Annotated in this window: 27 protein-coding genes; 6 read left to right on the top strand and 21 right to left on the bottom strand. The window is 66.1% G+C overall.

From position 1 onward, the window contains the following. Nucleotides 1-70: 70 nt before the first annotated feature. Nucleotides 71-934, top strand: coding sequence for a class I SAM-dependent methyltransferase (locus tag BSG17_RS15700; RefSeq protein ID WP_139246647.1), 864 nt, complete (start codon nucleotides 71-73; stop codon nucleotides 932-934). A gap of 195 nt (nucleotides 935-1129) precedes the next feature. Here BSG17_RS15700 and BSG17_RS15695 read toward each other — a convergent pair whose 3' ends face one another. Beyond that, complete coding sequence (locus BSG17_RS15695) at nucleotides 1130-2164, bottom strand: NAD(P)-dependent alcohol dehydrogenase (RefSeq protein ID WP_089825775.1); 1035 nt, start codon at nucleotides 2162-2164, stop codon at nucleotides 1130-1132. 33 nt (nucleotides 2165-2197) lie between these two features. Between BSG17_RS15695 and BSG17_RS15690 the strand changes: the two genes are divergently transcribed. Beyond that, nucleotides 2198-2677: a hypothetical protein gene (locus BSG17_RS15690; protein ID WP_211609157.1), complete on the top strand. Its 480-nt coding sequence runs from the start codon at nucleotides 2198-2200 to the stop codon at nucleotides 2675-2677. Here BSG17_RS15690 and BSG17_RS15685 read toward each other — a convergent pair whose 3' ends face one another. After that, nucleotides 2678-3781: a M24 family metallopeptidase gene (locus BSG17_RS15685; protein WP_089825770.1), complete on the bottom strand. Its 1104-nt coding sequence runs from the start codon at nucleotides 3779-3781 to the stop codon at nucleotides 2678-2680. A 132-nt stretch (nucleotides 3782-3913) separates the two neighbouring features. Here BSG17_RS15685 and BSG17_RS15680 point away from each other — a divergent pair, with 132 nt between their 5' ends. After that, nucleotides 3914-4954: a DUF7544 domain-containing protein gene (locus BSG17_RS15680; protein ID WP_089825768.1), complete on the top strand. Its 1041-nt coding sequence runs from the start codon at nucleotides 3914-3916 to the stop codon at nucleotides 4952-4954. A 34-nt stretch (nucleotides 4955-4988) separates the two neighbouring features. Here BSG17_RS15680 and BSG17_RS15675 read toward each other — a convergent pair whose 3' ends face one another. Next, the gene (locus BSG17_RS15675) at nucleotides 4989-5762 is read right to left on the bottom strand and encodes a DUF8054 domain-containing protein (RefSeq protein WP_089825766.1); all 774 of its coding nucleotides are present in this window, start codon (nucleotides 5760-5762) and stop codon (nucleotides 4989-4991) included. Between the two features lie 414 nt (nucleotides 5763-6176). Here BSG17_RS15675 and BSG17_RS15670 point away from each other — a divergent pair, with 414 nt between their 5' ends. Continuing rightward, nucleotides 6177-6404, top strand: coding sequence for a DUF7543 family protein (locus BSG17_RS15670; RefSeq protein ID WP_089825765.1), 228 nt, complete (start codon nucleotides 6177-6179; stop codon nucleotides 6402-6404). Between the two features lie 12 nt (nucleotides 6405-6416). On the opposite strand, the gene BSG17_RS15665 is transcribed toward BSG17_RS15670, so the two are convergent. The 18 genes from BSG17_RS15665 to BSG17_RS15580 form a co-directional block, all read right to left on the bottom strand. Beyond that, complete coding sequence (locus tag BSG17_RS15665) at nucleotides 6417-7187, bottom strand: ABC transporter permease (protein WP_089825763.1); 771 nt, start codon at nucleotides 7185-7187, stop codon at nucleotides 6417-6419. After that, nucleotides 7187-8200: an ABC transporter ATP-binding protein gene (locus BSG17_RS15660; protein ID WP_089825761.1), complete on the bottom strand. Its 1014-nt coding sequence runs from the start codon at nucleotides 8198-8200 to the stop codon at nucleotides 7187-7189. Before BSG17_RS15660 ends, BSG17_RS15665 begins: the two co-directional genes overlap by 1 nt. A 397-nt stretch (nucleotides 8201-8597) precedes the next feature. Then, the gene (locus BSG17_RS15655; RefSeq protein WP_089825759.1) at nucleotides 8598-9380 is read right to left on the bottom strand and encodes a CBS domain-containing protein; all 783 of its coding nucleotides are present in this window, start codon (nucleotides 9378-9380) and stop codon (nucleotides 8598-8600) included. 47 nt (nucleotides 9381-9427) lie between these two features. Then, nucleotides 9428-11023, bottom strand: coding sequence for a DHH family phosphoesterase (locus BSG17_RS15650; RefSeq protein WP_089825757.1), 1596 nt, complete (start codon nucleotides 11021-11023; stop codon nucleotides 9428-9430). Between the two features lie 154 nt (nucleotides 11024-11177). Continuing rightward, nucleotides 11178-12683 carry an NADH-quinone oxidoreductase subunit N gene (locus BSG17_RS15645; RefSeq protein ID WP_089825755.1) on the bottom strand — a complete coding sequence of 502 codons (1506 nt, stop codon included), beginning with the start codon at nucleotides 12681-12683 and terminating at the stop codon, nucleotides 11178-11180. Then, nucleotides 12683-14209 (bottom strand): complex I subunit 4 family protein, encoded by a 1527-nt coding sequence (locus BSG17_RS15640; protein WP_089825753.1) that lies wholly within the window; start codon nucleotides 14207-14209, stop codon nucleotides 12683-12685. The genes BSG17_RS15645 and BSG17_RS15640 overlap by 1 nt, the downstream gene beginning before the upstream one ends. Continuing rightward, nucleotides 14206-16245 carry an NADH-quinone oxidoreductase subunit L gene (gene nuoL, locus BSG17_RS15635; RefSeq protein WP_089825751.1) on the bottom strand — a complete coding sequence of 680 codons (2040 nt, stop codon included), beginning with the start codon at nucleotides 16243-16245 and terminating at the stop codon, nucleotides 14206-14208. Before nuoL ends, BSG17_RS15640 begins: the two co-directional genes overlap by 4 nt. Before the next feature lie 3 nt (nucleotides 16246-16248). Then, nucleotides 16249-16551, bottom strand: coding sequence for an NADH-quinone oxidoreductase subunit NuoK (gene nuoK / locus BSG17_RS15630; protein ID WP_089825749.1), 303 nt, complete (start codon nucleotides 16549-16551; stop codon nucleotides 16249-16251). After that, nucleotides 16551-16937, bottom strand: a complete 387-nt coding sequence (locus BSG17_RS15625) for a hypothetical protein (protein WP_089825748.1) — start codon at nucleotides 16935-16937, stop codon at nucleotides 16551-16553. The genes nuoK and BSG17_RS15625 overlap by 1 nt, the downstream gene beginning before the upstream one ends. After that, complete coding sequence (locus tag BSG17_RS15620; protein WP_089825911.1) at nucleotides 16934-17194, bottom strand: NADH-quinone oxidoreductase subunit J; 261 nt, start codon at nucleotides 17192-17194, stop codon at nucleotides 16934-16936. Before BSG17_RS15620 ends, BSG17_RS15625 begins: the two co-directional genes overlap by 4 nt. A gap of 91 nt (nucleotides 17195-17285) precedes the next feature. Next, complete coding sequence (locus tag BSG17_RS15615) at nucleotides 17286-17747, bottom strand: NuoI/complex I 23 kDa subunit family protein (RefSeq protein ID WP_089825746.1); 462 nt, start codon at nucleotides 17745-17747, stop codon at nucleotides 17286-17288. Then, nucleotides 17744-18820 (bottom strand): complex I subunit 1/NuoH family protein, encoded by a 1077-nt coding sequence (locus BSG17_RS15610; RefSeq protein ID WP_089825744.1) that lies wholly within the window; start codon nucleotides 18818-18820, stop codon nucleotides 17744-17746. The genes BSG17_RS15615 and BSG17_RS15610 overlap by 4 nt, the downstream gene beginning before the upstream one ends. Beyond that, entirely contained in the window at nucleotides 18820-20490 is a 1671-nt protein-coding gene (locus tag BSG17_RS15605) for an NADH-quinone oxidoreductase subunit D (protein ID WP_089825742.1), read from the bottom strand. The genes BSG17_RS15610 and BSG17_RS15605 overlap by 1 nt, the downstream gene beginning before the upstream one ends. Next, nucleotides 20487-21188, bottom strand: coding sequence for an NADH-quinone oxidoreductase subunit B (locus BSG17_RS15600; RefSeq protein ID WP_089825740.1), 702 nt, complete (start codon nucleotides 21186-21188; stop codon nucleotides 20487-20489). Before BSG17_RS15600 ends, BSG17_RS15605 begins: the two co-directional genes overlap by 4 nt. Further along, complete coding sequence (locus BSG17_RS15595) at nucleotides 21185-21598, bottom strand: NADH-quinone oxidoreductase subunit A (protein WP_089825738.1); 414 nt, start codon at nucleotides 21596-21598, stop codon at nucleotides 21185-21187. Before BSG17_RS15595 ends, BSG17_RS15600 begins: the two co-directional genes overlap by 4 nt. Nucleotides 21599-21730: 132 nt before the next feature. After that, nucleotides 21731-22342, bottom strand: coding sequence for a 5-(carboxyamino)imidazole ribonucleotide mutase (gene purE, locus BSG17_RS15590; protein ID WP_089825736.1), 612 nt, complete (start codon nucleotides 22340-22342; stop codon nucleotides 21731-21733). Beyond that, nucleotides 22339-23529, bottom strand: coding sequence for a 5-(carboxyamino)imidazole ribonucleotide synthase (locus BSG17_RS15585; protein ID WP_089825910.1), 1191 nt, complete (start codon nucleotides 23527-23529; stop codon nucleotides 22339-22341). The genes purE and BSG17_RS15585 overlap by 4 nt, the downstream gene beginning before the upstream one ends. A gap of 73 nt (nucleotides 23530-23602) precedes the next feature. Continuing rightward, complete coding sequence (locus tag BSG17_RS15580; RefSeq protein WP_089825734.1) at nucleotides 23603-25417, bottom strand: flippase activity-associated protein Agl23; 1815 nt, start codon at nucleotides 25415-25417, stop codon at nucleotides 23603-23605. A gap of 205 nt (nucleotides 25418-25622) precedes the next feature. Here BSG17_RS15580 and BSG17_RS15575 point away from each other — a divergent pair, with 205 nt between their 5' ends. Together BSG17_RS15575 and BSG17_RS15570 are read left to right on the top strand one after the other, a co-directional pair. Beyond that, complete coding sequence (locus BSG17_RS15575; protein WP_089825732.1) at nucleotides 25623-26135, top strand: macro domain-containing protein; 513 nt, start codon at nucleotides 25623-25625, stop codon at nucleotides 26133-26135. Then, nucleotides 26135-26341, top strand: coding sequence for a DUF8145 family protein (locus tag BSG17_RS15570; RefSeq protein ID WP_089825731.1), 207 nt, complete (start codon nucleotides 26135-26137; stop codon nucleotides 26339-26341). The genes BSG17_RS15575 and BSG17_RS15570 overlap by 1 nt, the downstream gene beginning before the upstream one ends. The last annotated feature ends 22 nt before the right edge of the window (nucleotides 26342-26363 follow it).

The raw sequence follows: 26363 nt of genomic DNA, 5'->3' as shown, positions 1-26363 counted from the left end.
CGGAGACACGCGAGACGGTGTGCCGTACACCCGCAGGCCGTCACGCGGTGACCGTCAGATCACACCGTCGGTGGCCCCGTCCTCCGGGATGAAGATTCGGACGACCGCATCGACGGCGAGAGGAAGTTTCAACGGCGTCGGCCCCGACGACCGGAACGATGACTGGGAGGACGACCGAGCCGTGCCGGTGACCGATGCCTTCGGTCGCATGTGTCGCGACTACGCTCGCGACGAACTCGCCGCACCACCGACGTACCACCGCGACGACGGTGAGACGAACGAGGCTCATCTCGGACACTACTTCGACCAGTACGACGAGTGGGCCGAACTCGACCGGGTCGCCGTCGACGCCGTAGAAGGAGTCGACGCCGAGACGACCCACTCGGCGTCGGTCCCGCGAACGCTCGATCTCGGCTGTGGCGTCGGCCGGACGATGCTCCGCCTCCAGTCCGTCGGTCACGACGTGCTTGGGGTCGACGTGAGCCCCGGTGCCGTCGCCGTCACCCGCGAACGTGGCGTCGAACGCGCGGCCGTGATGGACCTGTTCTCGCCCGCGACGGTCGGCCCGTTCGACGCGGCGCTCGTCGTCGGCCAGCAGTGGTGTGCCGCCGGCACACGAAACCGGTTCCGCCGACTGCTCTGTGACCTCGCCGAGGTCGTCCGTCCAGGTGGGACGCTCGTCGGCGACGTCGCCGACCCGACGGAGGCTCCACCGGAACACGAGTCGTACATGGCCGACCACCGGGTCGCTCCAGGCGTCGTCACCCGACGGTTTCGGCTGGCTTACGACGGCGAGTTCGACCCGTGGGTCACGCTGCTCATGCTCTCGATCGATCGGTTTCGAGAGGTCGTCGCCGACACGCCGTGGACTGTCTCCGACGTCCACCGCGACGGCGGTCGATACGTTGCCGTCCTTCGGCGCCAACCGGAGTAGACGACGGGTCGACGCTCGACGACGTGTAGGGATTGTCGCTCGGCCGGAGGACCGGGTGATCCTGAACCTAGTGTTCATGTGCGAGAACGTGACCACCAGCCGTATGAGCTGACGACGTGCGGCGAAGCGTCCCGCGGGTGCGTGGTACATCGCTTCGCCGGCAGACCGACCGATCGTGCCACCTACTTGCCCTCTCTACTCGCCGTCGAGTCGAATCATTCCCTTCACCGTCTCGGGTTCCTGCGCTCGCCGGAACGCCGCGTCGACGTCGTCGAGGCCAGCCTCGAAGTCGACGATCCCCGCCACGTCGACCGCGCCGTCGGCAAGCAGATCGATGGCGGCGGGGTAGGTGTTCCGGTAGCGGAACGAGCCGAAGACGTCGAGTTCGTTGTCGATGATCTCGTTGGTGTCGAACGGCATCTCCCCGTCCGGTGCCAGTCCGACGAGGACGACCGACCCACCACGGCGGACGGCGTCGAACGCACTCTGCACGGCCGGCGGTGCGCCGGAGGCCTCGATCACGACGTCGACACCCCGTCCGTCCGTCGCCTCGTCGACGGCTGCCACGAGGTCTTCCTCGCTCACGTCGACCGTCAGGTCCGCTCCGCGTTCCTCCGCGAGTGTGAGCTTCTCCGGTACTACGTCCGAGATGACGACCTCCGTCGCGCCGGCGGCGCGGACTGCCTCCATCGCGAGCAGCCCGATGGGGCCACAGCCGGTGACGAGCACCGAGTCGCCGACGCCGACGTTCGCCCGGCGGGCGACGTGGATGCCGACCGACAGCGGTTCGACGAGCGCTCCCTCGTCCAGCGAGACGCCGTCGGGCAGCGCGTACGCGAAGTCGGCGGGCCAGGCGACGTACTCGGCGAACGCGCCGTCGTCCGGCGGCGTCGCCATGAACGTCACGTCGGGACAGAGGTTGTACTCGCCGCGCGAACAGTGCTCACACCGCCGACAGGGGACACCCGGTTCGAGCGTGACCCGCTCGCCGACGCGAGCGTCGTCGACGTCCTCGCCGACAGCGACGACCTCGCCGGCGCTCTCGTGGCCCAGGACCAGCGGGCTGTCGACGACGTAGTCGCCGATCCGGCCGTGTTCGTAGTAGTGGACGTCGGAACCACAGATGCCGATAGAGCGCATCCGAACCACCACCTCGTCGGCCGCCGGCGTCGGTCGGTCGCGTTCTTCGAGCGTCAGTTCGAGGTCGGGCGAAAGGACAGCGACGCGCATAGCAACACCGGGGGTCGGACAGATGATAAACGTATGCGCTGCGTCACCGCTGCCCGTAACTCCAAGAACGTCGGGACCGAAGGGGGGGACATGGCTGCTGTCAAGCGCACGCTGTTCCGGTTCCGTCGCGGAAGCGACGACGAGAAGGAGTACGAGAGCGACGCGGCGGCGACGGTCGTCGTCGACGCGCCGACAGACGTCGCCGAGCGTAGCTTCGACGAGGGAGGAGGGACGGACGAGGCCGACGAGACGGACGACGGTCCGGGTCGCCCCACCGCGTGGATCGGCCTCGCCGTCGCCTCGCTCGGCGGGTTCGCCGCGGCAGTCTACAAAATCCTCCAGCACCGGAAGGCCGCGAAAGAGGCCGCGAAGGAAGAGCCGTGGCGAGTCGAGGAGGAGTCGTCTCGCCTCCCCGACGACGCGGGGACGGCGTCGCTCGTCGGCTTCGTCTTCCTCGCCGTCGTCAACGCCGTCGGCAAGCGGTTCGAGCGCGACCCGTGGGCGGAGGAGTGACTACCGCCACCCACGGTCGGTGTCGTTCAGTCGCTCACAGCCGTCGTCGGTGACGACGACGAGATCCTCGATGCGGACGCCGAACTCGCCGGGGAGGTAGACGCCCGGTTCGACGCTGAACACCATCCCCGCCTCGAGTTCGACGTCGCTGTCGGCGACGATGTACGGCTCCTCGTGGACGTCGAGACCGACGCCGTGGCCGGTTCGGTGGATGAACCGCTCGCCGTAACCCACCGCCTCGACAACGTCGCGTGCGGCGGCGTCGACTGCGCCCGCAGCGACGCCCGGTTCGACGACGTCGACGGCCGCCTGCTGAGCCTCGCGAACCACGTCGTGGACCTCGACGAACTCGGTCGGCGGGTCGCCGGCGAAGACGACTGTCCGCGTCTGATCGGAGGGGTAGCCGTCGACGCGAGTCCCGAAGTCGAGGACGACCGGGTCGCCGGCTTCGATTCGCCGATCGCCGTGGCTGTGGTGCGGCTTCGCGCCGTTCGGCCCGGAGCCCACGATGATTTCGAAGGAGGAACCGTCACCACCGGCGTCGACCAGTCGGCGTTCGATCGTCGCGGCGAGTTCCGCCTCGGTCGTTCCGAGTACGTCGTCGCCCAGCGCGCGAACGTCGCCGACGACGCGGTCGGCGACGCGGCCCGCACGGCGGAGCGCGTCCAGTTCGGCTTCGTCCTTCCGCAGTCTGAGCGGCGCGACCACCTCGCTCGCGAGTCCGAACGACGCGTCCGGCAGTATCCCGCGAAGGTCCTGCGTGAACCGTGCCCACATCGTGTCGTCGACGAGGAGCCGTCCCCCTTCGAGATCGAGGTCGGTCGCGACCGCTCGGAGCGATTCGCGAGGGTCCTCGTCGTCGCTCCACGTGCGCACGTCGTCGATCCACGACGTCTCGCGGATCTGCTCGGCGTAGAGGTCGGGGACGAGAAAGACGGGGTCGCCGTCGGCGGGAACGAAGAGCAGCAGGTGACGCTCACCGGGTGACTCGCTGAACCCCGACAAGTAAAACAGGTTCTGACTAGGGAATAGGACGAGAGCGTCACCCGCGCCGTCGCGGAGTCGAGACTGACAGTCGCGAGTGCGGCGTTCGAACGGTGTCATCTCCCGTCACTACTCTCGGACGGACGAAAGAGCTAGCGCTCTCAGCGGGATCGGCGTCTGTCGACCGTTCGGGACGCCGAGAGTAGCAGCCGACCGTATCCTTTTGTCCACCGCCGACGTCACACCACAGATATGTCCTGGTACGCCCTCACGACGCTCGACGATGCCCGTCGAGCGACGACGTCGCTGCTGCTCCCCGTCGACATCGGCCGTTGGCTTCGACTGGCGCTTATCGCTTTCTTCGTCGGCGGACTCGGCGGCGGGAGCGGTGGCGGTGGTGGCGGACAGGGAACAGTCAACTACTCGTTCGACGAGCCCCTCCCGGGGTTCGTCGACGGGGTCCCCTCGGTCGACGCGCTGCCGGTCAGATCACTCCTCCCGATGGTGGCCGTGGTCCTCGTCGTGCTGGCGCTCCTCGGCTTCGGCTATCTGCTCGTCGGATCCGTGCTGGAGTTCGTCTTCGTCGACGGTGTCAGTCGTCGTAGCGTCCGCATCCGTGCGCCGTTCCGAGAACATCTCCACCTCGGGCTGCGACTGTTTGCGTTCAGAGTGCTCGTCGGACTGCTGATACTCGCACTCGTTGCGATCCCGCTCGCAGGCGCAGTTCTCGGTGGGGTCGGTCTCTCGCCGGCGCTGTTCCTTCTCGCACTCCCCGTCCTCCTCGTGGTCGGACTCGTGGCGCTCGTCGTCGGCGTCGTCCTCCAACTGACGACCGACCTCGTCGTTCCGACGATGCTCGCGGAGGACCGTGGCGTGCTCGACGGATGGCAACGCGTGTACCCGCTGCTCCGGAGTGAGTGGGAACAGACTGCACTGTATGTGCTCGTCCGGTACGCGCTCGCCATCGGTGCGGCCATCGTCGTCGGACTCGTCGTCGTCCTGCTGGCGCTCGTCGTCGCACTCCCGTTCGTCGTCGTCGGTGGAGTTCTCTACGTCGCGCTGCTCTCGACAGGCGGTCTCGGAACGGTTGGCTGGTTCGTCCTCGGCGTCGTCGGTGCGCTCTACGGGCTCTCGGTAGTCGTCGTCGGTCTGTTCGTCCAGGTACCGGTGGTGACGTACTTCCGGTACTACGCGCTGTTCGTGCTCGGCGAGTTCGACCCGGCGCTCGACCTCGTGGCGTCGGTACGGGCGGACGTCGGCGACGCCAGTGACCGAACCGACGCGACCGGGTGAGGACGGGAGGGGGTCGCCAGGGTCGCCGGGCGTCTTAGCGTTCGATCTCCATCACACGGGCCGCACACGCGTCGCAGTCGTAGGTGACGACGTCGACCGTCCGGCAGCACGACTCGACGTGGTCCTCGCTGAACAGGAGCTCACCGCCGCAGTCCGGGCACCGCTCGACGAAGAGTCGAAGCCCCGAGAGCAACTGCCCCTGCTCGGCCCGCGAGAGGTCGTCCCAGTTCGACGCCCGATCGCGGAGCAGGGGGATGGCCGCGACGTCGGCGACGAGCGCGGCCGTCGACGGCCAGCGTGCGACCAGTCTGTCGCCGTCGAACACGCGACAGACGTCCGTCCCCCGTTCGACGGCCGGGTCGTCCAGTTCCAACAGCGACCCGACGCGGCGCTCGAGGTCGCCGCGGACGCGTGTGATCTCCTCGTCCCACGCCGTCTCGAACTCGTCGGTGATCCGCAGGTCGTCGTCGGCCGGTTCGACGGCGTCGACGGCGAGCAGTTGCGCCTCGACGTCGAGATCCGCGTCGAGTGCGACCGTCGGCCTCTTGTCGAACCACTGGAGCACCTGCTCCGGGAGATACCGCTTCGTCAGCGTCGGCGTCCCGGGGACGAGATAGCCGCGGAGATAGATCGCGAGAAGCGACACGCCGGCGACGACGACGCCCAGCGGCGTGAACGAGACGCCGACGGCGACACTGAGGACGACCGCGATCGCGAGGTTGACCACTGTACACGGGGTACACCGGTTCTCGCCGGTGTACTCGGGCTGTCTGTACCGATCGAGTCGACGCCGGACGGTGGTACGCATGGCGCGAAAGAGTCACGCAGTAGTCAAATGTGTGTCGCCGCCATCTCGTCTACGGGTCGTCTACAGCGAGACCGTGACGACAGTCCAACCGGAAGGTAACGACCCGTTAGTTCGATCGAAACTCGTCTTACCGGACAGCTTAGTTAAGTTCCCACGGCACAAGCTGGCGGGCATGGCGTTCGAGTGGGAGTCGATCTTCGAGTGTGGAAACTGCGGAGTCACTGAGAGATCGGCCGCCGTCGACTCCGACTGCCTCGGTTACCCGGTCTGTCCGCGTTGCGGACGGACCGACGGTCCGCTGGCCGAACAGACGTGAGAACGACCAGTGGGTCGGCCCGTGGATGCCGTTCGACGCTGTCGAGTCGTCGCCTCGTGGCGAGTAGTTTGTTATCGGTGGCGGTCGAAACGAGCCTCATGAGTTGGACAGAGTCCACATCCGACGACGCGACGACCGAGTGGGAACGCTCCGACGGCCACGCGAACATCCGCATGCGACGTCGCCACGACGGGAGTTTCACCGTCCGGTTCGACCGCCTGTTTCAGGCCCCCGAGGGGCAGTTCTACCAGCGGGAGACCGCTCAGACGGAGGAGGCCGCCAGAGCCATCATCGCAGCCTGGCAGACCGAGTTCGACGTCGAGTAAGCTCTTCTCTCCTCAGTAGTGTCCGAGCACTCCATCTCGGCGAGCCTTGTCGCTCGCGTGTCGGAACGCGACGTAGCCGACGACGGTGTAGCCGACTGCCGTCGCGACGAGAACGGCGAGGTCGACCGGAGCGAACTCCCAGAGCCGAACGCCTCCCTGCATCGCACGCTGGAGGAGGTGGCCACCCTGTGCCAGCGGGAGCAGGCGGAGAAACGGGTAGGCTTCGACGGGTGCAGCGATGAGGAGGATGAACGCGAACTGGACGAGTTGGAAGACGTTCTCGATACGCTTGTAGACGAGCGCCAGTCCGCCGAAGACGAACCCGACACCGACCGCGGAGCCGAGCGTGAACACCACGACCGGGACGACGGTCAACGGGTCGACGGCGAGCGAGCGACCGGTCGTGAGCAGCATCGACGCGAGGATGAACCCGCCGTAGACGAGACTCACGAGGAGGTTCACGCCGACTCTCACCGCCATCACCCGTCCGAACCCGTACGGCGACATGTAGAGCTGTTCGAGCGTCCCCCACTGTGCCTCGCGCGTGATCGCCCACGAGAGACCGGCGTAGGCGGTCACGGACATCGTAAACAGGAAGAAGCCGACGATGAGACCGCCGAGCGAGTCGCTCACGGCCGCTCCGCCTACCGCCCGTCCGCCGAAGAAAAGCAGCGCGAAGAAGATGTACAGCCCGACGAGTTGTGACGCCGTGTTCAGTGGGTAGCGCGTGAGGAGGATGACCTGTTTCCGCGCGACCGCACGGACGAGGACGCTCGTCCGCATCAGACCTCACGCTCCGTCAGCCGGAGGAAGGCGTCTTCGAGGTCCGGGTCGACGCTCGTCACGTCGTGGACTGCACAGCCCGCAGCGAGGAGATCGCCGAGCAGTGCGTGCAGGCGTTCGCCGTCCGAGAGTGCCGTCTCGAACTCGACGGTGTCGCCGACCGTCTCCCACTCGTCGGTCGCGACGTCGTAGGTCGAGGAGAGTCGCTCACGCGTCGCCCGCGACGGGAGCGAGTCGAGCGTGAACCGGTATCGCTTGCTGCGAAAGAGGTCGACGAGGTTCCGGACGGTGTCGTCGGCGACGACGCTCCCCTCGTTGACGACGACGACTCGGTCGCAGACGTCCTCGACGACGTCCATATCGTGGCTCGAGAGGACGACCGTCATCTCCTCTTGTTCGGTGAGCCGGCGAAGCTCCCGTCGAAGGTCCATCGAACTCTCGACGTCGAGACCGAGCGTCGGTTCGTCGAGGAACGCGACTCGGACGTCTCGCGAGAGGGTACACGCCAGTGCCACCTTCTGTTTCATCCCTCGCGAGAGGTCGTTGACAGCTACGTCGGCTTTCTCCGCCAGACCGAACTGATCGAGCAGTCGGTCGTGACGCTCGCGGACCTCGGTCGGCCGGTGGCCCGCGAGTCCGGCGAAGAACTCGAGGTTCTCGCGGACGCTGAGTCGCCAGTAGACGTTGCGCGCCCCTTCGAGCATCGCACCGACGCGTCCGTACGCCGCCGTCGGGTCGGTGTGGACGTCGATGCCGTCGACACGGGCGGTCCCCGAGGTGGGGACGACGAGTCCGAGCATCGACTTGATGAGCGTCGTCTTCCCCGCTCCGTTCGGTCCGAGCAGTCCGACGACGGTCCCGGCTTCGACGTCGAAGGAGACGCCGTCGACGGCGACGACGTCGCCGTAGGACTTCGTGAGCTCTCGGACGGAGACGGCGGGGGAACCCTCGGACGACGTCGGCGAGGTCGTCTCTGCCCCGTCGCGGGCGGGTACCGTGGAGGGCTGTCCCATGATACCGTCTCTGGGGACGGACCGCGGTTAACGCTTCTGACGGCAGCGGGTGACGTTCACGCGGTTGACTCGCCATCTGCGACGAGACGCGTCCGTCCGAGGTCGCTCCCGAGTGCGAGCGCCGCGACCCCGGCGTAGCCGACGCCGAGACAGCGGACGACGAACGCCCAGAGCGCCGCTTCGAGGTTCGAGACGCGGTCGAGGCCGTCGTAGTGGAGTGGGAAGCACCACCACGACGACGAGTTGCAGGCCGGTGTCGCGGAGTGCTCGCGGCGCGGTGACGAAGAGAAACGACCCGAGTCCGACGACGATTCCGAACAGGAGGGTGCGAGCGAGTTCGATGGGGAGCGCCATCGGCTCTCCGGTTCACGCGACGTCCTTTTACACAGTCCGGTCGCTACTGGAACCGCTTCGTCGTCTCGATGAGCGGATGTCGCGCGTAGTCGACGACGTCGATATCGTCGATCGACTGCAACCCCTCCTTCTCGGCCGTGCGCTGCATCCCGAGTTCGACGTCGTCGTCGACGACGATGACGTAGGCGTCCATCTCGCCGATGTCGATCCGGTGGGCGCCCATCACGCGGTGGTGGCCGTCCGCCAGCAGCAGCGTCCCGTTGTTGTCGATAACGACGAGCGGTTCCGCGAGGCCGCGTTCGAGTTCGTACTGTCGGCCCGCCAGTTCGTCGGCGTAGACGCGGGCCTGCGTCGGAATGAGTCTCTCCAACTTGACCCGCCGTTTCTCCTGTCTGACGCCGATACCGTGGATCTGTTCGAGCGTCCGCATCAGTTTCCCCACCTTCTCGGGAGTCGCCCGCTCGATCTGACTCCGGACGACGTCGGTGTTCGAGATGATGCCGACGAGGTTGCTCGCGTCGTCGACGACGGGGAGTTTCTGGATCCCCGACCGGAGGATGACTCGGGCGGCGTCCGTGACGGCCATATCCGGGTGGGCGACGATCAGATCGTCGGTCATCACGGTGAAGATCGGTGCCTCGTCGTCGGTGAGAAGCAGATCGCGGGCCGTCACGAACCCCTCGACGCGGCGACCCTGACAGACGGGAAAGCCGTTGTGTCCGTCGCTCTCGACGATACGACGGGCGACGTCCGCGACCGTATCGTCAGGAGAGACGGTCTGGACGTCTCGCGTCATATACTCTTTCACGGTTGCCTTCCCACTCATTGCCGGGGATACGTCACTCGATAGCAAAAGGCTGGTGCCCTCCGGGGTCATGCGTCGCTCTCGTCGTCGTCTTCGGTCGTGTCGCCTTCAGCCGGGTCGCCGACGAGCTCCGTCGTCGAACCTCGACGCGTCCCGGCGCCGACGGTCTCCTCTCCGGTCGACGGCGGCTCTCTCCCCCGGTCGTCCTCGGTCGGATACTCGAAGGCGAGACTGGGACCGATGTCACGGTCCGGTGCGGTCGGTGCGTCGCCGAGCGTCTCGAAGAACCGTCCGGAGATGATCTCGTGGACAACCCCCTCTAACGACTGTTTCGAGTCGGCACCGACGTCGCCGAGGATACCGAGCGGGATCTGTGCGCCGGCCATGTCGGCGTGACCGCCCGCGCTCCCGATCTGGTCGAACGCGTCTCTGAGCGTCTCACCGAGGTCGAGGTCCGCACCGCGTGCGCGGCCGGAAGCGTAGACGGTCCCGTCCATGAACCCGTAGACGAGCGTCGTCGTGATTCCCTCCATGTTGAGCAGATGCTCTGCGGCCTGTGCCAGCGCGTCTCGATCGCGGATCTCGCCGACCGACGAGGCCAGCGCCGACCCCTGCAGTTCGCGGTTTCGGATGGCTCGAGCGATGGTCTCGAACACCTCCGCGTTCATGCTGGGCGTCTCGACCCGTTCGAGGACGGTCGCGTCGACGAACTGCAACAGGAACGCCGCCGCCTCGAAGTCCGTCCCAGACACCTCGCGAGTGAAGTCCTTCGTGTCGACGCGGATCCCGTACAGTAGCGCCGTCGCGACCGTCCGGTCAGGCGTGAGCCCGAAGAACTCCAGATACTTCGCGAGGAGCGTGCTCGTCGCGCCGACGTCGCTCCGGAGGTCGACGAAACGGGCTTCGACCGGTGCACGCGGCGGGTGGTGGTCGATGACGATGTCGACGGTCGTCTCCGTCGGGAGTCCATCGTTGACGCCCGGCCGGGAGTGATCGACGAGGGCGATACCGTCGTAGTCGTCGAGATCCGCCTCGGAGTCGAGTCCGCGCATCTGGATGTCGAGGAGGTTGACCAACGCCCGGTTCTCCTGGTGGGAGATCTCGCCGAAGTAACAGGCGTCGGCGTCGACGCCGACGGACTCGGCCAGCCGCGAGAGTGCGAGTGCGCTGGCGATGGCGTCGGGGTCGGGGTTGTCGTGGGTGACGACGGCGAGCGGTCCCTCGAGATCGCGGAGGACGGTCAACAGTTTCCGCATCCGTCGAGCGCCGTCGCCCGTCGAGACGTTCAGCACGCGGTCGACCACCGTCCGTTCGGGGTCGACGACGCGGTCCGCGACCGCGTCGATGGCCGTCTTCGTCTCCTCGCCCGCACCGAACCCCGTCGAGACGACGAAGAGGGCGTCGGGGAACTGCTCGCGGGCGGCGGTCGCCGCAGCACGGTTGCGCTCGGGGTCGTCGGCGGCGACGATGACGATGTCGGCCCGCTCGGGATATCTCGACGGGTCCGTCGGGTCTGCCACCGTCGCTCTGACGTGTTCGTCACGGAGTGCCGTCACCCGACTCTGCTCGTCGGTGATGACGTGCAGGCGTCCGGACCAGCCGATGGCCCGTTCGACGATGTCGTGACCGACGGAGCCACAGCCGAGTACCAACCGACTGACCATATCTGAGTCGTAGCACTGCCGATTCAAAACCCTACCGTCACGCGGATTCGGCGTCGCGAGCGCCGACGAACGGATCGGTCAGTCGGCGCTCGCACGTGGGTGAAACGGGAGAGGGGACCGTCGGGCGGTGAACGGAAGAGAACTCGGGGTGGTGTTACGCGAACAGCGCCGTGGCGACCGACTGAGCGACCTCGATGACCGGCCCGAAGCCGGGTAGGAGCAGGAGGGTACCGAGTGCCGCGATCATCACGGCCGCGTAGAGACCGAGCGGTTTCGAGGCGATCTCGAACTCGCGAGTGGCGTCTTCGATCCACATCGCCTTGACGACGCGGGAGTAGTAGAACAGCGACAGCGCGCTGTTGATCGCCCCCACGGCCGCGAGCCACCAGAAGCCGGCCCCGATGGCGCCGGCGAACAGGAAGTACTTCGAGAAGAACCCGCCGAACGGCGGCAGGCCCGCGAGACTGAACATGAACACCGTCATCGCCGCGCAGGCGACGGGTGCCTGTGAGCCCAGTCCGTTGAAGTCCTCGAAGCGACGGCCGACGTTCCAGTGCTCGGTCAGAGCGATGAACAGGAACGCGCCCGTGTTCATGAACCCGTAGACGAGCAGGTGCGCCATGCTGGCACCCATCACGTTGCCGTTCTGAGCGCTCCCCGCCGACAGCGCGGCGAGACCGATGAGCGCGTAGCCGGCGTGACCGATGCTGGAGTACGCGAGCATCCGCTTGACGTTCTCCTGGGTCGCCGCAGCGAAGTTACCGAGCGTCATCGTGACGACGGCTAGCACCTGGAACAGCAGCACCCAGTCGATCCCCTGCGGGATGGCCGTCAGCGCGAACGCCTCGGTGAAGACGCGGAAGGCGACGGCGAACCCGGCCGCCTTCGACGCCGACGAGAGGAACGCACTGATCGGGGCGGGTGCGCCCTCGTAGGCCTCCGGCGCCCAGAAGTGGAACGGGACGGAGGCGGTCTTGAACGCGAACCCGCCGGCGATCATCAGCACGCCGACGCCGGCGACGCCGACGAAGTCGGTTCCGGAGAGCGCCTCGGCGACGTCGCCGAAGACGAGCGACCCCGTCGCGGCGTAGACGAGGCTGATACCGAACGCGAACACCGACGAGGAGACCGCGCCGATGAGGAAGTACTTCAGCCCCGCCTCGACGCTCCCGCGGTTCTTCTTGAGGAACGCGACGAGCGCGTACGAGGGCAGCGAAGCGAGTTCCAGCGAGACGAACGCCGTCGCCAGCGAGTTGGCGCTGGCCATGAGCCCCATGCCGGTCGCCGCGAGTATGACCAGCGTGTAGAACTCCGCCTGGTGGGCGTCCGTCCGGAGGTAGTCGTAGCTCGCGATGGTCACCATCGCCGTGACGCTGGCGAAGATGGCCATGAAGAACAGCGCCATCCCGTCGACGACGAGCGCGTCGCCGTACAGCGAGATGCCGCCGCCGGTCGACACCTGTCCGGTCCCCGCGGTGAGGAACCAGCCGGCAAGACCGAGCGACGTCAGCGACCCGACGACGGAGATGCCGGCGAGTGCGGTGCTGTTGGTCGAATCCGGGTCGATGCTGTCGACGACGAGCAGGAGCAGCGCCGTCAGCGCCAGTGCGAACACCGGTGCCAGCGCCATCCAGTTGGGCAGTTGCGACTGCAGCAACATCAGAGCCCACCTCCTGGGAGAATCGGGTTAACCGCGTCGGTGATCATTGTGAAGAACAGGTCCGGAGCGACGCCGAGCGCGATGACGAGCACCAGAAGCGTCGCCAGCGCGAGCGTGTCGTGGACGGGTGCGCGACCGACCGGGTAGTCGGTCTCGAGTCGGAACGACCCGAACAGGGTCCGCTGCATCGCGAGCAGCAGGTAGCCTGCGACGATGACGATGCCGAACATCGCCGCCGCCGTGAACACGGGCGCGAAGGGAAGCGACTGCGAGCCGAACGAACCGACGAAGATGAAGAACTCGCCGGCGAAGCCGGCCATCAGCGGCAGCCCCATGTAGCCGAACGCGCCGGCGACGAAGATGCCCGCCGTGATGGGCATCCGGTCGGCCATGCCGGACATGTCGCCGACCATCCGCGTGTGCGTAGTGTTGTAGATGACGCCGACGGCCATGAACATCAGACCGGAGATGAGCCCGTGGGCGATCATCTGGAACGTCGCGCCGCCGACCCCGTACACCGTGTAGGCGACGAGGCCGAGGATGACGTACCCCATCGACGAGACGGAGGAGTACGCGACGATGCGCTTGAGGTCCTGCTGGGCCAGCGCGAGCATCGCGCCGTAGATGACGCTGAGTGCCGCGACGACGGCGATAGGGATCGCCAACGCGGTGGCGGTCTCCGGCAGCATCGTGAAGTTGAACCGCAGCAGGGCGTACGTCCCCATCTTCAGGAGGACGCCGGCCAGCATCACCGAGGCCGGGGTCGGAGCTTCGACGTGAGCGTCCGGCAGCCACGTGTGCAGCGGGACGATTGGCACCTTGACGCCGAAGCCGATGAACATCGCCACGAAGGCGACGGTCCGCAGCGTCGTGGCGTCGAGGCCCCCGAACCCGCCGAGTTCGCCGCCGCGGAGCGCCTGTGCGATCTCCGGCAGTCCGAGCGACGAGATAGAGTCGCCGAGGCCGAACACGAGCGCCATGAACCCGATGAACATCAGGAGCGACGCGACGTTCGTGTAGACGAAGAACTTGATCGCGGCGTACTTACGGCGCGGACCGCCCCAGACGCCGACGAGCAGGTACATCGGGATGAGCACGGCCTCCCAGAAGACGAACCACATGAAGAAGTCCAGCGCCGTGAAGACGCCGATGAGGTTCGCCTCCATGAACAGGAAGAGGCCGTAGAACTGCGACTGTCGGCTGTCGATCGGCGTCCACGCGCTGACGATCGCCAGCGACGTGAGCACCGTCGTGAGCACGATGAGCGGCATACTGATGCCGTCGACGCCGGTGTGCCACGAGAGTTCGTAACCCGCGAGGCTGAGCCACGCGAACGATTCTTCGAACGCGAGCGACCCGCCAAGCAAGGCGTTGCCGCTCGCGTCGTACTGACTCCACATGAAGAGGCTCCCGAGGATGGGAACCAGACTGAGTCCGAACGCCAGCTTGCCGGCGACCCGGTTCGGGGCGACGAAGGTCACCAGCGCAGCGACGAACGTGAACGCGATTAGTGCTTCGACGATCATAGGAACCACCCTCCGAGCAGGCCGAAGACGAGCAGAAGTACGGTCAGTCCCAGCGTGAGGAGCATCGCGTAGTTACTCACGACGCCCGTTTGGAGCTGTTTGACGCGGCTCCCGGAGAACAGGCTCACGCTGGAGACGCCGTTGACGACGCCGTCGATGACGCCCTGGTCGAACTTGTCGGCCGCGCGGGAGACGGGCAGCGTGAGTCCCGTCGCCAGCCAGACCTGATACTCGTCCTGGTAGTAGTTGTTGTACAGCAGCGTCTTGATACCGCCGAGCTTGTCGGTGTGTTCGACCGGCTCGGGGACGTTGTACAGTACGTGTGCGAGCGCGACGCCCGCGAGTGCGAGCGTCAGCGAGACGCCACCCGAGATGAGCGCCGTCCCGAGTTCACCGCCGGCGAGCGTGCCGACGCTGTAGTGGGCGAAGTCGTGCGTGAGTTCGCCGTAGTGCTCGCTGGTGAGTCCGGCAGGACCGTGTCCGAGCCACTGGTGCAGGAACTCGATCTCGGCACCGGTGAGTTTCGCGACCGGAACCATGTTGACGAAGCCGGCGACGACCGCCAGCACGCCGAGCACCGTCAGCGGTCCCTTCACGTTCCAGCCCACGCCGTGCGGGTCACGCGCGGTGTCGGTGCGGGCCTTCCCGTGGAAGGTGAGGAACACCATCCGGAAGGTGTAGAAGCCGGTGAAGAAGACGGCGAGCAGCCCCATCGCCCACGCGCCGAACAGCAGCGGACTGCCCCCCAGTCCGTGGACGAGCGCCTCGTAGAGCACCTCGTCTTTGGACCAGAAGCCCGAGAACGGGAAGATGCCGGCGAGTGCGAGCGATCCGGCGAGGAACGTCGCGTAGGTGACGGGCATCTTCTCTTTCAGGTTGCCCATGTCCCACATGTCCTCGTTGTGGTGCATCGCGATGATGACCGACCCCGCCCCGAGGAACAGCAGCGCCTTGAAGAACGCGTGCGTCATGAGGTGGAAGGTCGCCGCGATGTAGCCACCCGACCCCAGCGCGAGCATCATATAGCCGTACTGGGAGATGGTGGAGTACGCGAGCACCTGTTTGATCTCGCGCTTGACGACGCCCATCGTCGCCGCGAACAGGGCGGTGAAGCCGCCGATGAACGCGATGATGGCGAGCCCCGTCGGCGAGAGCGCGTAGAAGCCGTACATCCGAGCGACGAGGTACACACCGGCTGCGACCATCGTCGCCGCGTGGATGAGCGCGGAGACGGGCGTCGGACCCTCCATGGCGTCCGGAAGCCACGTGTGCAGCGGGAACTGCGCGGACTTGCCGACGACGCCGCCGAGGACGAGCAGTCCGACGATGGTGAACCACGTCTGCGGTTCGAAGCCGAACGTGTTGGCGCTGGCTTCGCCGTTCAGTACCTGTTCGGCGAGCGCCGGGAACGCACCCTCGCCCGCGAACTGCGCGGTGCCGAAGGTAGCGAACACGGCGACGACGCCGATGAGGAAGAAGTAGTCACCGAAGCGGGTGACCAGGAACGCCTTCTTCGCGGCGCTCGGCGGGCCCGGTTCGCGGAACCAGAAGCCGATGAGCAGGTACGAGCAGAGCCCGACCAGCTCGAAGAACATGAACGCCATGAGCAGGTTGTCGGCGACGACGAACCCGAGCATGGAGGCCGTAAAGAGGCCGAGACCGGCGTAGTACCGGGGGAGCCCTATCTCGCCTTCGTCGTTCATGTAGCCGAGCGAGAACACGTGCACGAGAGTCGCGATGAGCGTCACGATGACGAGCATCATCGCACTGAGCGGATCGACGAGTAGTCCGAACGTCAGCTCGAAGCTCTGATCCGTCGTCGCCCACGTGTAGATCGTTTCGTCGTAGTAGCTGCCGTTCGAGACAGTCAAGAGCATCCACAGCGAGAGCAGGAGCGAGCCTGCGGTCGCCGCGATCCCTGGCAGCGCGCCGCCCTTCGGGAGCAGGTCCCGACCGCTGACGGCGACGCCGACCGAGACGAGGAACGAGAGGAACGGCAGGAGAACGATCGCCGGAGCGTAGTCGAATGCAGCCATCAGTTACCACCTCATCGTCGTTGCTTTCGTCACGTCGAGGTCGTTGAAGTTGCGATACAGCACGAGGATGATGCCGATACCGATGGCGACTTCGGCGGCCGCGAGCGCCATGGTGAACAGGCTGAACGTCTGGCCAGTCACGTTCCCCCACTGGTAGGAGAAGGCGACGAGGTTGATGTTCGCCGCGTTCAGCATCAGCTCGACGGACATCAGGAACAGCAGCGCGTTGCGCCGCGTCAGGATGCCGAACAGGCCGATACAGAACATCAGCCCCGAGAGGAGCAGATACCACTCTGCGGGCACCATTATCGCTCCCCCTCCGTGTCGTCGGCGCCGCCGTCGGTCCGGACGCCCTCACCCGTCACTGCGCCGCGTGCGCTGCTCGCCGCCGACTGCAGGAACGAGCCCTCGTCCTCGCGCTGTGCGAGGTAGACGGCGGCGTCGATGGCGACGTCGAGCGTGACGGCCATCACCATGAACGCGACGAGGAAGCTCTCTCCCGGCACCGCACCGAAATCGAGGTTGAACATCGCGTAGCCGATGCTAGCGACGATGCTCGCGTCGGCCGGGAACCCCTGTGGGGGACCGAACTCCGTCTGCAGGAACACGGCAGCCAGGACGACGAACAGTCCGAGGGCGGCGAGCCCCGGTAGCAGGTTCAGGTCGTCGTTCAACTGCGGTTTCGTTGTCATGTACTACTCACCTCCGGATTCGTACGCGTCAGCATCACGGCGAACGCGATGAGGATGAGAACCCCGCCCACGTAGACGAGAATCTGCATAGCGGCGAGAAACTCCGCCTGCAACATCACGTAATGCACCGCGACGCTCAACAGCGCGCCCCCGAGCAGGAGTGCGGAATGCCACACGTCCCGAACGAGGACGACGCCGAGGCTGCAGCCCACGGTGACGAGGGCGAACAGCGCGAACGCGATGGTTTCATAAACCATTGTTTGTATCTCCTTGAGAGATCCCTTTGAAGATTTCGAGACGGTGGAGGCCGATTCGAGGCCTCTCACGGTCGAAATCTCGAGGGTCACTCTACTGGTAATCTACTTCTCCCTCACCCTCGCCGATCCACGCCCCACGGTCGGGGTTACGCGAGTTGAGGGGGTCGATGTCCTTGTACCACGGGACGTTCTTCAGCTGCTCTTTGTTGTACACGAACTCGTTTTTCGTGTCTGCCGTGAACTCGAAGTTCTGTGTCAGCAGAATGGCGTCGACGGGGCAGACCTCCTCGCACAGCCGGCAGTAGATACACTGGCCGATGTGGAGGTTGTACTGCTCGCCGTTGCGCTTGTCGTCCTGCACGATCTGGATCGTATCGTTCGGACAGACGTTCTCACACTGGCGACACCAGATACAGCGCTCCTGGCTGAACTTGTGGACCCCACGGAACCGGGGGCTCACCTCCGGCGCGACGTCGGGGTACTCGACCGTGAACGTCTGGCCGTCCAGTGCGTGTTTCATCGTCGTCGCCATTCCTTTCAGAATTCCAATCATGCAATCACTCCCACGATGATGGCCGTGAGCACCAGGTTGGCGAAGGACAGCACGAGCATGCCCTTCCAGCCGATCTCGATGAGTTGGTCGATACGCACACGCGGCACCGCCGAGCGGGCCCACTGCGTGAACAGGAACACCGCCCAGATCTTGATCGTGAACCAGAGGAAGCCGAGCGCCTCCGGACCCGGACCGGCCGGGCCGCCGAGGAACAGCGTCGCGATGAGCGCCCCGCCCAGGAAGATGTGGATGAACTCCCCGAGGTAGAACAGGACGAAGTAGATGCTGGAGTACTCGGTCTGGTAACCGCCGACGATCTCGGTCGGCGCCTCCGGCGTGTCGAACGGGTTACGGCCGACTTCCGCCAGGTTCGCCGCCAGGAACAGCACGAACGCGAAGGGGTTGACGAACGCGAACCACTGCGGGATCGTGACGCCCGCAACCGTAAAGAGCGGTTCGGCCTGCACGGCGACGATCTCGCTCATCCGGAGCGTTCCCGTGAAGAGGACGACGGACGCCGCCGTGACGATGAGCGGAATCTCGTAGGCGATGTTCTGTTTGATGGTACGGCGCCCACCGAGAAGCGAGTACTTGTTGTTCGACGAGTACCCCGCCATGATGAGTCCGAGCGAGGCGATGGAACTCACCGCGAACGCGTAGACGAGGCCGGACTCGGGGTCGGCCAGGTGGATGCCGCTCCCCATCGGGATGACGGCGAACCCCATCAGCGCCGAGAACGGCACGACGATGGGTGCGAGGTCCCACGCGGGACGGTCGACGCCGTCGGGAACGATGAGCTCTTTCGACATCAGTCGCACCGCGTCGGCGACGATGACGAGCAGACCGAACGGTCCGATCCGGTTGACTGCGATACGGTCGGTGAACGACGCGGTGATCTTCCGCTTCGCCCACGGCCCGGCGACGGCCGTCGTGATGAGCATCACGTTGGCGATGAGGAACGCACCGAGCAGTCCACCGACGACGGCGCCGAGCAACCCGTCGAGACCGAGGAGGCCGGCGATGGTGTCGACGAGCGGCGTCTGCGACTGCGCCTGAAGCAGCAGCGTTCCCATCACCGGTCCACCTCGCCGAGCACGATGTCGAGGCTGCCGAGCGCGGCGATGAGGTCAGGGACGTACTCGCCCTGTGCCATCTCCGGCAGCGTCTGGAGGTTCGAGAAGCACGGGCTGCGGATCTTGAATCGCCCGGGTTTGTCGGTGCCGTCCGAGCGGATGTAGATGCCGAGCTCGCCCTTCGCACCCTCGACGGCGCGGTAGACTTCCGTGTCGTCGTCGGGTTTGAGCGTCCGGGGGACGTTCGCCTGGATCGTCCGATCCTCCTCGGGCCAGTCCTCCAGCAGGTCGACGCACTGTTCGATGATCTTCGCGGACTCTTCGACCTCGCGGAGTCGGACGAGCAGGCGACTGTAGTTGTCACAGCCGTCCTCGACGACGACGTCCCAGTCGAGGTTCTCGTAGTAGCCGTAGGGGTCGTCGCGGCGGAGGTCGTAGTCGACGCCGGAGCCGCGGGCGACCGGACCGGTCGCACCGTAGCTCTTGGCGACGTCCTCGGGGAGAATCCCCGTACCGACGGTCCGCATCTGCAGGATCTCGTTGCCCGAGATGAGGTCGTGGTACTCCTCGAGCGCCTGCGGCAGGTCGTCGAGGAAGTCCCGGATCTTCTCGAAGAACTCCTCGCGGGGTTCCGGCAGGTCCCAGACGACGCCGCCGAGGCGGAAGTAGTTGAACATCAGCCGCTGGCCGGTGAGATCCTCGAGGATGTTCTGGGTCTTCTCCCGGTCGCGGATGGCGTACATGAAGATGGCCGTGAAGTCCCCGTAGACGTCGAGTGCGAACGTGCCGACCGCCAGCATGTGTGCGGCGATCCGGCACAGCTCCGCACCCATCGTCCGGATGATCTGTGCGTACTCGGGCACCTCGATGTCCGCGAGGTCCTCGGCCGCACGCGCGTAGGCCCACTCGTTGAGCAGGCCGGCCGAGATGTAGTCCCACCGGTCGGGGTACGGCATGATCTGGTGGCGGTAGGTCCCCTGCTGACAGATCTGCTCCTCACAGCGGTGGAGGTAGCCGATGTCGGATTCGACGTCGGCGACCTGCTCGCCGTCGAGCGTCGTCTTCAGGTGGAGCACACCGTGGGTCGCCGGGTGGTGCGGCCCGATGTTGAGGAACATCGTGTCGCCACCCTCGCCCGTGTGGTCGTCCTGCAGCGGGTTGGCGTGCTCACGCAGCGGGACGAGCTGCGGGCGGTCCTGTTCGTAGTCCATCGAGAGGGGGTGACCCTGCCACGTCTCCGGGAGGAGGATGCGGCGCAGGTCCGGGTGTCCCTCGTACTCGATGCCGACGAGGTCGTAGGCCTCCCGCTCGTGCCAGTCGGCCGTCCGGTAGACGGGTTCGGCCGTCTGACTGACCGGGTTCGTCTTGTCGGTCGGGACGACGATGCTGACCTCCTGCGTGGGGTCGTCGTACTTCTTCAGATGGTAGATGGACTCGTAGCGGTCCTCGCGCTCCTCGGCCGTGACACACGAGAGGTGGTCGAACCCCGCCTCGTCGCGGAGCGTGAAGAGGACGTCCTGTACCTCGTCGGGACGGATGACGAACCCCGGCGCGTTGAGGTGCTCCTCGCGAGTGAGGACGTGGTCGCCGAGCAGGTCGGCGAGTTCGTCGCCCAGCGAGCGTCCCTCGACGGCAGGCTGTTCTGCGTCCTCTGGCTCCTCCAGACTCATGGTGAATCAGCCCAGTTGTACCGCATGACGAGGTCGTCCTCGTCGATCTCTGCGGCGAGTTGGTCGACGATCTCGTCCCGGGTGAGATCGCCGAACTGTTCGAGTTCGTACGGTTTGACCGTCACCGGACTCGACTCGCCGTTGGCGATCCGCTCCTGCAGCTTGGCGACGCCGTAGACGAGCGCCTCGGGACGGGGCGGACAGCCGGGGACGTGAATGTCGACCGGGATGACCTCCTCTGCGCCCTTGACGACGTTGTACCCCTCTTGGAACGGGCCGCCCGAGATAGTACACGACCCCATCCCGATGACGAACTTGGGTTCGGGCATCTGGTCGTACACCCGCTTCATGCGCGGGGCGAACTTCGAGACGATGGTTCCCGGAACGATGATCACGTCGGCCTGTCGCGGCGACGCGCGGGGGACACCGGCACCGAAGCGGTCGAGGTCGTGCTTGACGGCGTAGGTGTGCATCATCTCGATGCTGCAGCAGGCGATCCCGAACTGCAGCATGAACATCGACGACCCCCGGACCCAGTTCATGAACTTGTCGAACTTCGTGAGGATGAACGGCGACGAACCGAACGCCTCACGGAGCTTCGAGTTGAATCGGTTGTCCTGTCCGGACATTCGGGCGTCCCGAGTGTCGGTCAGTACTTTCGAGTCCTCCGTGACGAATGGCTTGTCTTGACTACTCATGTTTGTCTCTCTGTCTTCCGGCTCTCGGCAAGCGGACTTTTGACCCACTTGACCGCACCGTTGCGCCATGCCCAGACGAGACCGACGACGAGAATCCCGATGAAGACGAGCATCGGAAGCAGCACCTCAGCGAGGGTTGCTCCCTGCTCCAACGCGGAGCGATAGATGACCGTCCACGGGAAGATGAGGACGGTCTCGATGTCGAAGACGACGAACAGCAGCGCAACCATGTAGTACTGGATGTTGAACTGGATGCGTGCCGTCCCCGTCGGGATCTCACCGCTCTCGTAGATGGCGCTTTTACCTTGTTCCGGCACACTCGGACGTAGCAACGCCGACACCGCCATCATACCGAGCGGGATGCCGACACTGACTACGCCCAATGCGCCGATAGCTATCCATGGATTCATACCGAGTTCTCCGTAACGTCCGCGGGTTAGGGGTGCTCCCCTATAAGCATTGATTCTTGCTCGTTCGGGCGATTACGGCGGTTTCAACCGTGAACCCTGCGGCGGAGACTGGGAAGCGAGAAAAACAGTCCGTTACTCCGAACGCTCGCGGAACGAGACGTGGCCGAGATCGTGCAGATCACGGGAGACGTCGGCCACGCCTTCGACGAGTTCGTCGTGGTACGCGACGAGCGCGTCGCGCACCGCCTCGTGCTGTCTCGACAGTATCTGCGCTGCCGACAGCGCCGCGTTGAACGACTTGCCCGCGTCGACGGCGACAATCGGCGCGCCGGTCGGCATCCCGATCACCGAGTCGACGGACTTCTCCTGGACCGGCACACCGACGACCGGTAGCGGGTACGCGATGGAGGCGGTCATGTTCGGCAAGTCGGCGGACTTCCCGCCCGCGCCGGCGACGATCACGTCCAGCCCGCGGGCCTCCGCAGTCTCTCCGTAGGCGTACATCAACTCGGGCGTCCTGTGCGCCGAGACGACGTAGCTCTCGTAGCTGAACCGCACTTCGGGCGGGTTCTCGAAGTCGGTCTGCTCCTCGAAGCCGAGTTCCTCCAGCGCGTCGTACGCCCCCGACATCACGTCGAGATCCGAGTCCGACCCCATGATGATGCCTACGTCGGGTGTCGTCTCCGGGTCTCTCTCCTGTGCCGCTTCCGATTCGAGTCTGTCGATGAGCTGTTGGACGTTCATCGGTCGAAGGTGAGCGAGTCGACGTGGTCGCGAGCCGATTCGAGCAGGTCGTCGACGGCAGTGGACGGATCGACACTGCCGTCGCCGGCGAGTCCGTCCGGGTCGCCGACGGCGGTGATGTGACCCATCTTCCGCAGGGGTCGCACCTCCCGTTTGCCGTACCAGTGGAGGCTCACGCCGTCGGCGGCGAGCACGCCATCGACGCCGTGGAGTTCGGCTGGCTGCGCCGACTCCACGTCACCCAGAACGTTCGCGCTGACCGTCGGCGCGCGCAGGTCCGTCGCACCGAGCGGCCACCCAAGCACTGCACGAGCGTGCTGCTCGAACTGGGAGGTCAGCGCGCCCTCGATGGTCCAGTGCCCGGAGTTGTGCGGACGCGGGGCGATCTCGTTGACGAGAATCTCGCCGTCGGGAGCTTCGAAGAGTTCGATCCCGTACACGCCACGACCATCCAACTGTTCGAGCACGTCGTGAGCGACGTCTCTCGCGCGCTCTGTCACGGCGTCGCTCGTCCGAGCGGGGACGACCGTCTCGCGGAGAATCTCCTCCTCGTGGACGTTCTCGCCGAGCGGGAACGCCCGAACTTCGTCTCTGCCCTTCACGCCGATGACCGACACCTCGCGGACGAAGTCGACGAACCGTTCGGCCATCGCGGGGGCGTGGCCGATGTACTCCAACGCCTCTTCGACCTCGTCGAGCGAGGTGACCGGGACGTTGCCGCGACCGTCGTAGCCGCCGGTCCGGGCTTTGAGCATCACGCTGCCGAACTCCTCGACGGCGGCCCGGAGGTCGTCGGCGTCGTCGACGCGGTGGAACTCGGGGATGGAGATGTCCGCGTCGCCGAGCGTCCGCTTCTGGACGAGTTTGTCCTGAATCGTTCGTAGCGTGTCCGGCGAGGGGTGGACCGGTACGTCGTACTCGTCTTGGACCTCTTCGAGGAGGTCGGGGTCTGCCAGTTCGATCTCGAACGTCAGCGCGTCGACGCGGGCAGCGAGGTCGCGGACGGACTGGGGGTCGTCGAAGTCGCCTTCCACCTGGTCGCGGGCGACGGTCGCCGCCGGGCAGTCGGGCGTCGGGTCGAGGACGACCACCTCGACGCCGAGGGGTGCTGCGGCCTCGGCCAACATCCGCCCGAGTTGTCCGCCGCCGACGACGCCGAGCGTCGGGCCGGGTAAGGTCACTGTCACGGTCGGCCGTTTCGTATGAACCTGCATAAGAGTTACCACCCGGACGGATTCGATGTGCGAGAACGTGCGTATCTCAACGGGGAGAGGCGACCGTCGCGGGGTCGAGACGAGCGGTTGTGTCACGGGAACGTGGGTCGGGCTGTCGGACGTCCGCCTGACGGGAGTCGGGGAGTTGCGACTCGTCGACGAAGACGACGATCTCCTCGCTCCAGAGTTTGAACTTGTGTTCGTACACCGTGTAGCCCGGCAGCGCCTCCTCGATCTCCGAGCGGTTCCAGTCGTAGGCGATCACGACGGGTGGCGCGTCCTGTGCCATCTCGGTCGCCGTCACGTTCGGCGGCGTGCTCGTCACGTTCGCGCCGTACATCTCGGTGTACCAGGGGAGCGGGAGGCGGCTGTGCCAGTTCGAGACCTGCCAGTTCTCCAGCGGCGCCGACTCGTCTTTCACGTAGAACAGCGATTCACCCGTACTCGGATGTTTCGTCCCGTAGAACAGCACGTCGTGGCCTTCGTTGGTCCGCGAGACCTGCTCGATCTTCAGGAGCGTGTCCTTGAGGTCGTTGTTCGGCTGTGCCCACTGGAGCACCTGTTTGTCGTCTTCGCTCGTGCTGTCGACGTAGGTGACGTTTGCACCGGCGACGCCGACGACCGCCGAGAGGATGACCAGCGCGGCGATGGTCGTCCCGACGGCGTCCTCGATGGCGACCGACTGGCGGGCCGTCCGATAGACGTAGCCGGCGCCGACGGCTGCCGGGATCGCCAGCGGGAGGACGACGTGGATTGCCGCCCACGGCGCTTGGATGTCGGTCGCGACGGGATAGCCGACGACGCTCGCGATCCCCCAGTAGGCGGCGAAGGCGACGAGGTCGCGCGGGCGGTCGCTGGAGTAGCCGTCGACGACGAAGCCGAGAAGTGCGAACACGACGAGCACGCCCGACCCGTAGACGATGGTCTCGAGCAGGTCGAAGAGGAACGGGAGGTAGTCGTGCGCCTGGTGAGAACCCGAGGCCCACTGGCCGTAGAACCGCTCCCACGCGCCGACCGTCGCCCGCTCGAGCACGTCGGGCGCCATCGTCACGTCGCCGAACAGCTGCCAGAGTTCCGGTCGTGGCGCGTAGAAGAAGACGACGACGACGAGGAACGCCGCGACGCCGACGGCGGTGTGAGTCAACAGCCAAAAGACGCCCGTCTTGACGTCGCCCGCCCACGAACTGAGCCCGGTCTTCGCGTAGATCAGGTAGTCGTGGGCCGTCTCTCTGACCGGTCGCCCCGCCTGTGCGGCCCGAACGAGCCGGTGATCGAAGAGGAGGAACGCCGCGCCGAGATAGCAGACGACGTAGACGAGACCGTTCTCCTTGGCGGTCAATCCGAGTGCCAGCGCCGCGCCGGCCGGATAGAGATACTTCGGATCCGTTCGGTCGTAGCCGTAGACGAAGAAGCCGAGGGCGGCGAAGGAGAACGCCGCGACGAGGACGTCGTTGCGCATGAACCGCGAGTAGTAGACGAAAAGCGGGTTGACGGCGAGAAACAGCGCGAGCGCGGCCGTCTCCGAGTCGCGGAGGCGAGTTCGGAACAGCAGCGCGGTCAGCGGGAGAAGCCCGCCGACGACGGCGACGACGAGGCGCGCGCTGAAGTCCGACGGTGGGAGGACGGTGAAGACGTAGTCGTTGACGACGGGGAGAAACGGACCGTGGATGATCGGCCGGTAGTAGAACTCGCCCGTCTCGTGGTAACGGAGGATCCAGTAGCCGACCCGCCCCTCGTCCCAGTGCATGACTCGCGTGCCGAGACCGACGAGGCGAGCGACGAGGGCGAGAGCGGTGACGGCGAGAACCGCGAGGAAGGTGCGATCGGCAGACCGGGGACCAACCCTGTCGTCCGTGCTCATACCAACCCTTGCTCTACCGGCCGTTACAACTCTTGTGTTCCCACACCGCGAGTCGTCTCGTCACCGACCGCCACGTTCGACGCCCGGCAGACGCGACACACCGTCACGGCACTGTCACGAGACCGCGCGACAGCCGTGCGTCCACACCGGTTTTCGAGTGATCGCCGCACAAACGCTTTTGCGCCGTCGTACAGACGTCTCTCGTATGGAGTTCACCGTCGTACAGGGAGACATCGCCGCACAGGAGGCCGACGTCCTCGTCAACGCCGCCGGGACGAGTCTCCGGATGGGCTCCGGCGTCGCCGGGGCGCTCCGTCGGAGAGGGGGCGAGGAGCTCAACGAGGCTGCGATGGCCGAGGGGCCGGTCGACCTCGGCGGGGTCGCCGTCACCGACGCCTTCGGACTCGACGCCGACTACGTCGTCCACGCCGCCGCGATGCCGCACCACGGCGACGGGAAGGCAACCGAGACGAGCATCCGCGAGGCGACGCGCAACAGTCTCGCGGCCGCCGACGAGTTGGACTGTGCGTCGCTAGTCGTCCCGGCGCTCGGCTGTGGCGTCGCCGGCTTCCCGCTCGAGGAGGGCGCACGGATCATCTGCGAGGAGATCGACGCCTTCGACCCGACGTCGCTGACGGACGTTCGGTTCGTCGCCTACAGCGACGAGGAGTTCGAGACCGTCCGGCGCGTCGCAGACGAGGTCGCCGAGGGCGAGTGATGGACGTCCCCGCGGACGCACCCGGACGCTGTCCCGTCTGTGACGTCGCCTACGACTCGGTGTCGGACCACCACGCCGGCGTCATGGTGAACCTCGTCGACAACGCCCGGTACCGCCGCGTCTGTTTCGAACCGACGGCCCGCGACGACGAACCGCGGGTCCGGTTCTACCACCACACTCACGAGCAGGTCGGTGTCGACGACTAGCCCGGCGAGCGGGTCCGGCGTC

The sequence above is a fragment of the Halogranum amylolyticum genome, assembly GCF_900110465.1.
Classification (GTDB): Archaea; Halobacteriota; Halobacteria; order Halobacteriales; family Haloferacaceae; genus Halogranum; species Halogranum amylolyticum.
This window is presented reverse-complemented; position numbering and strand designations above follow the sequence as displayed.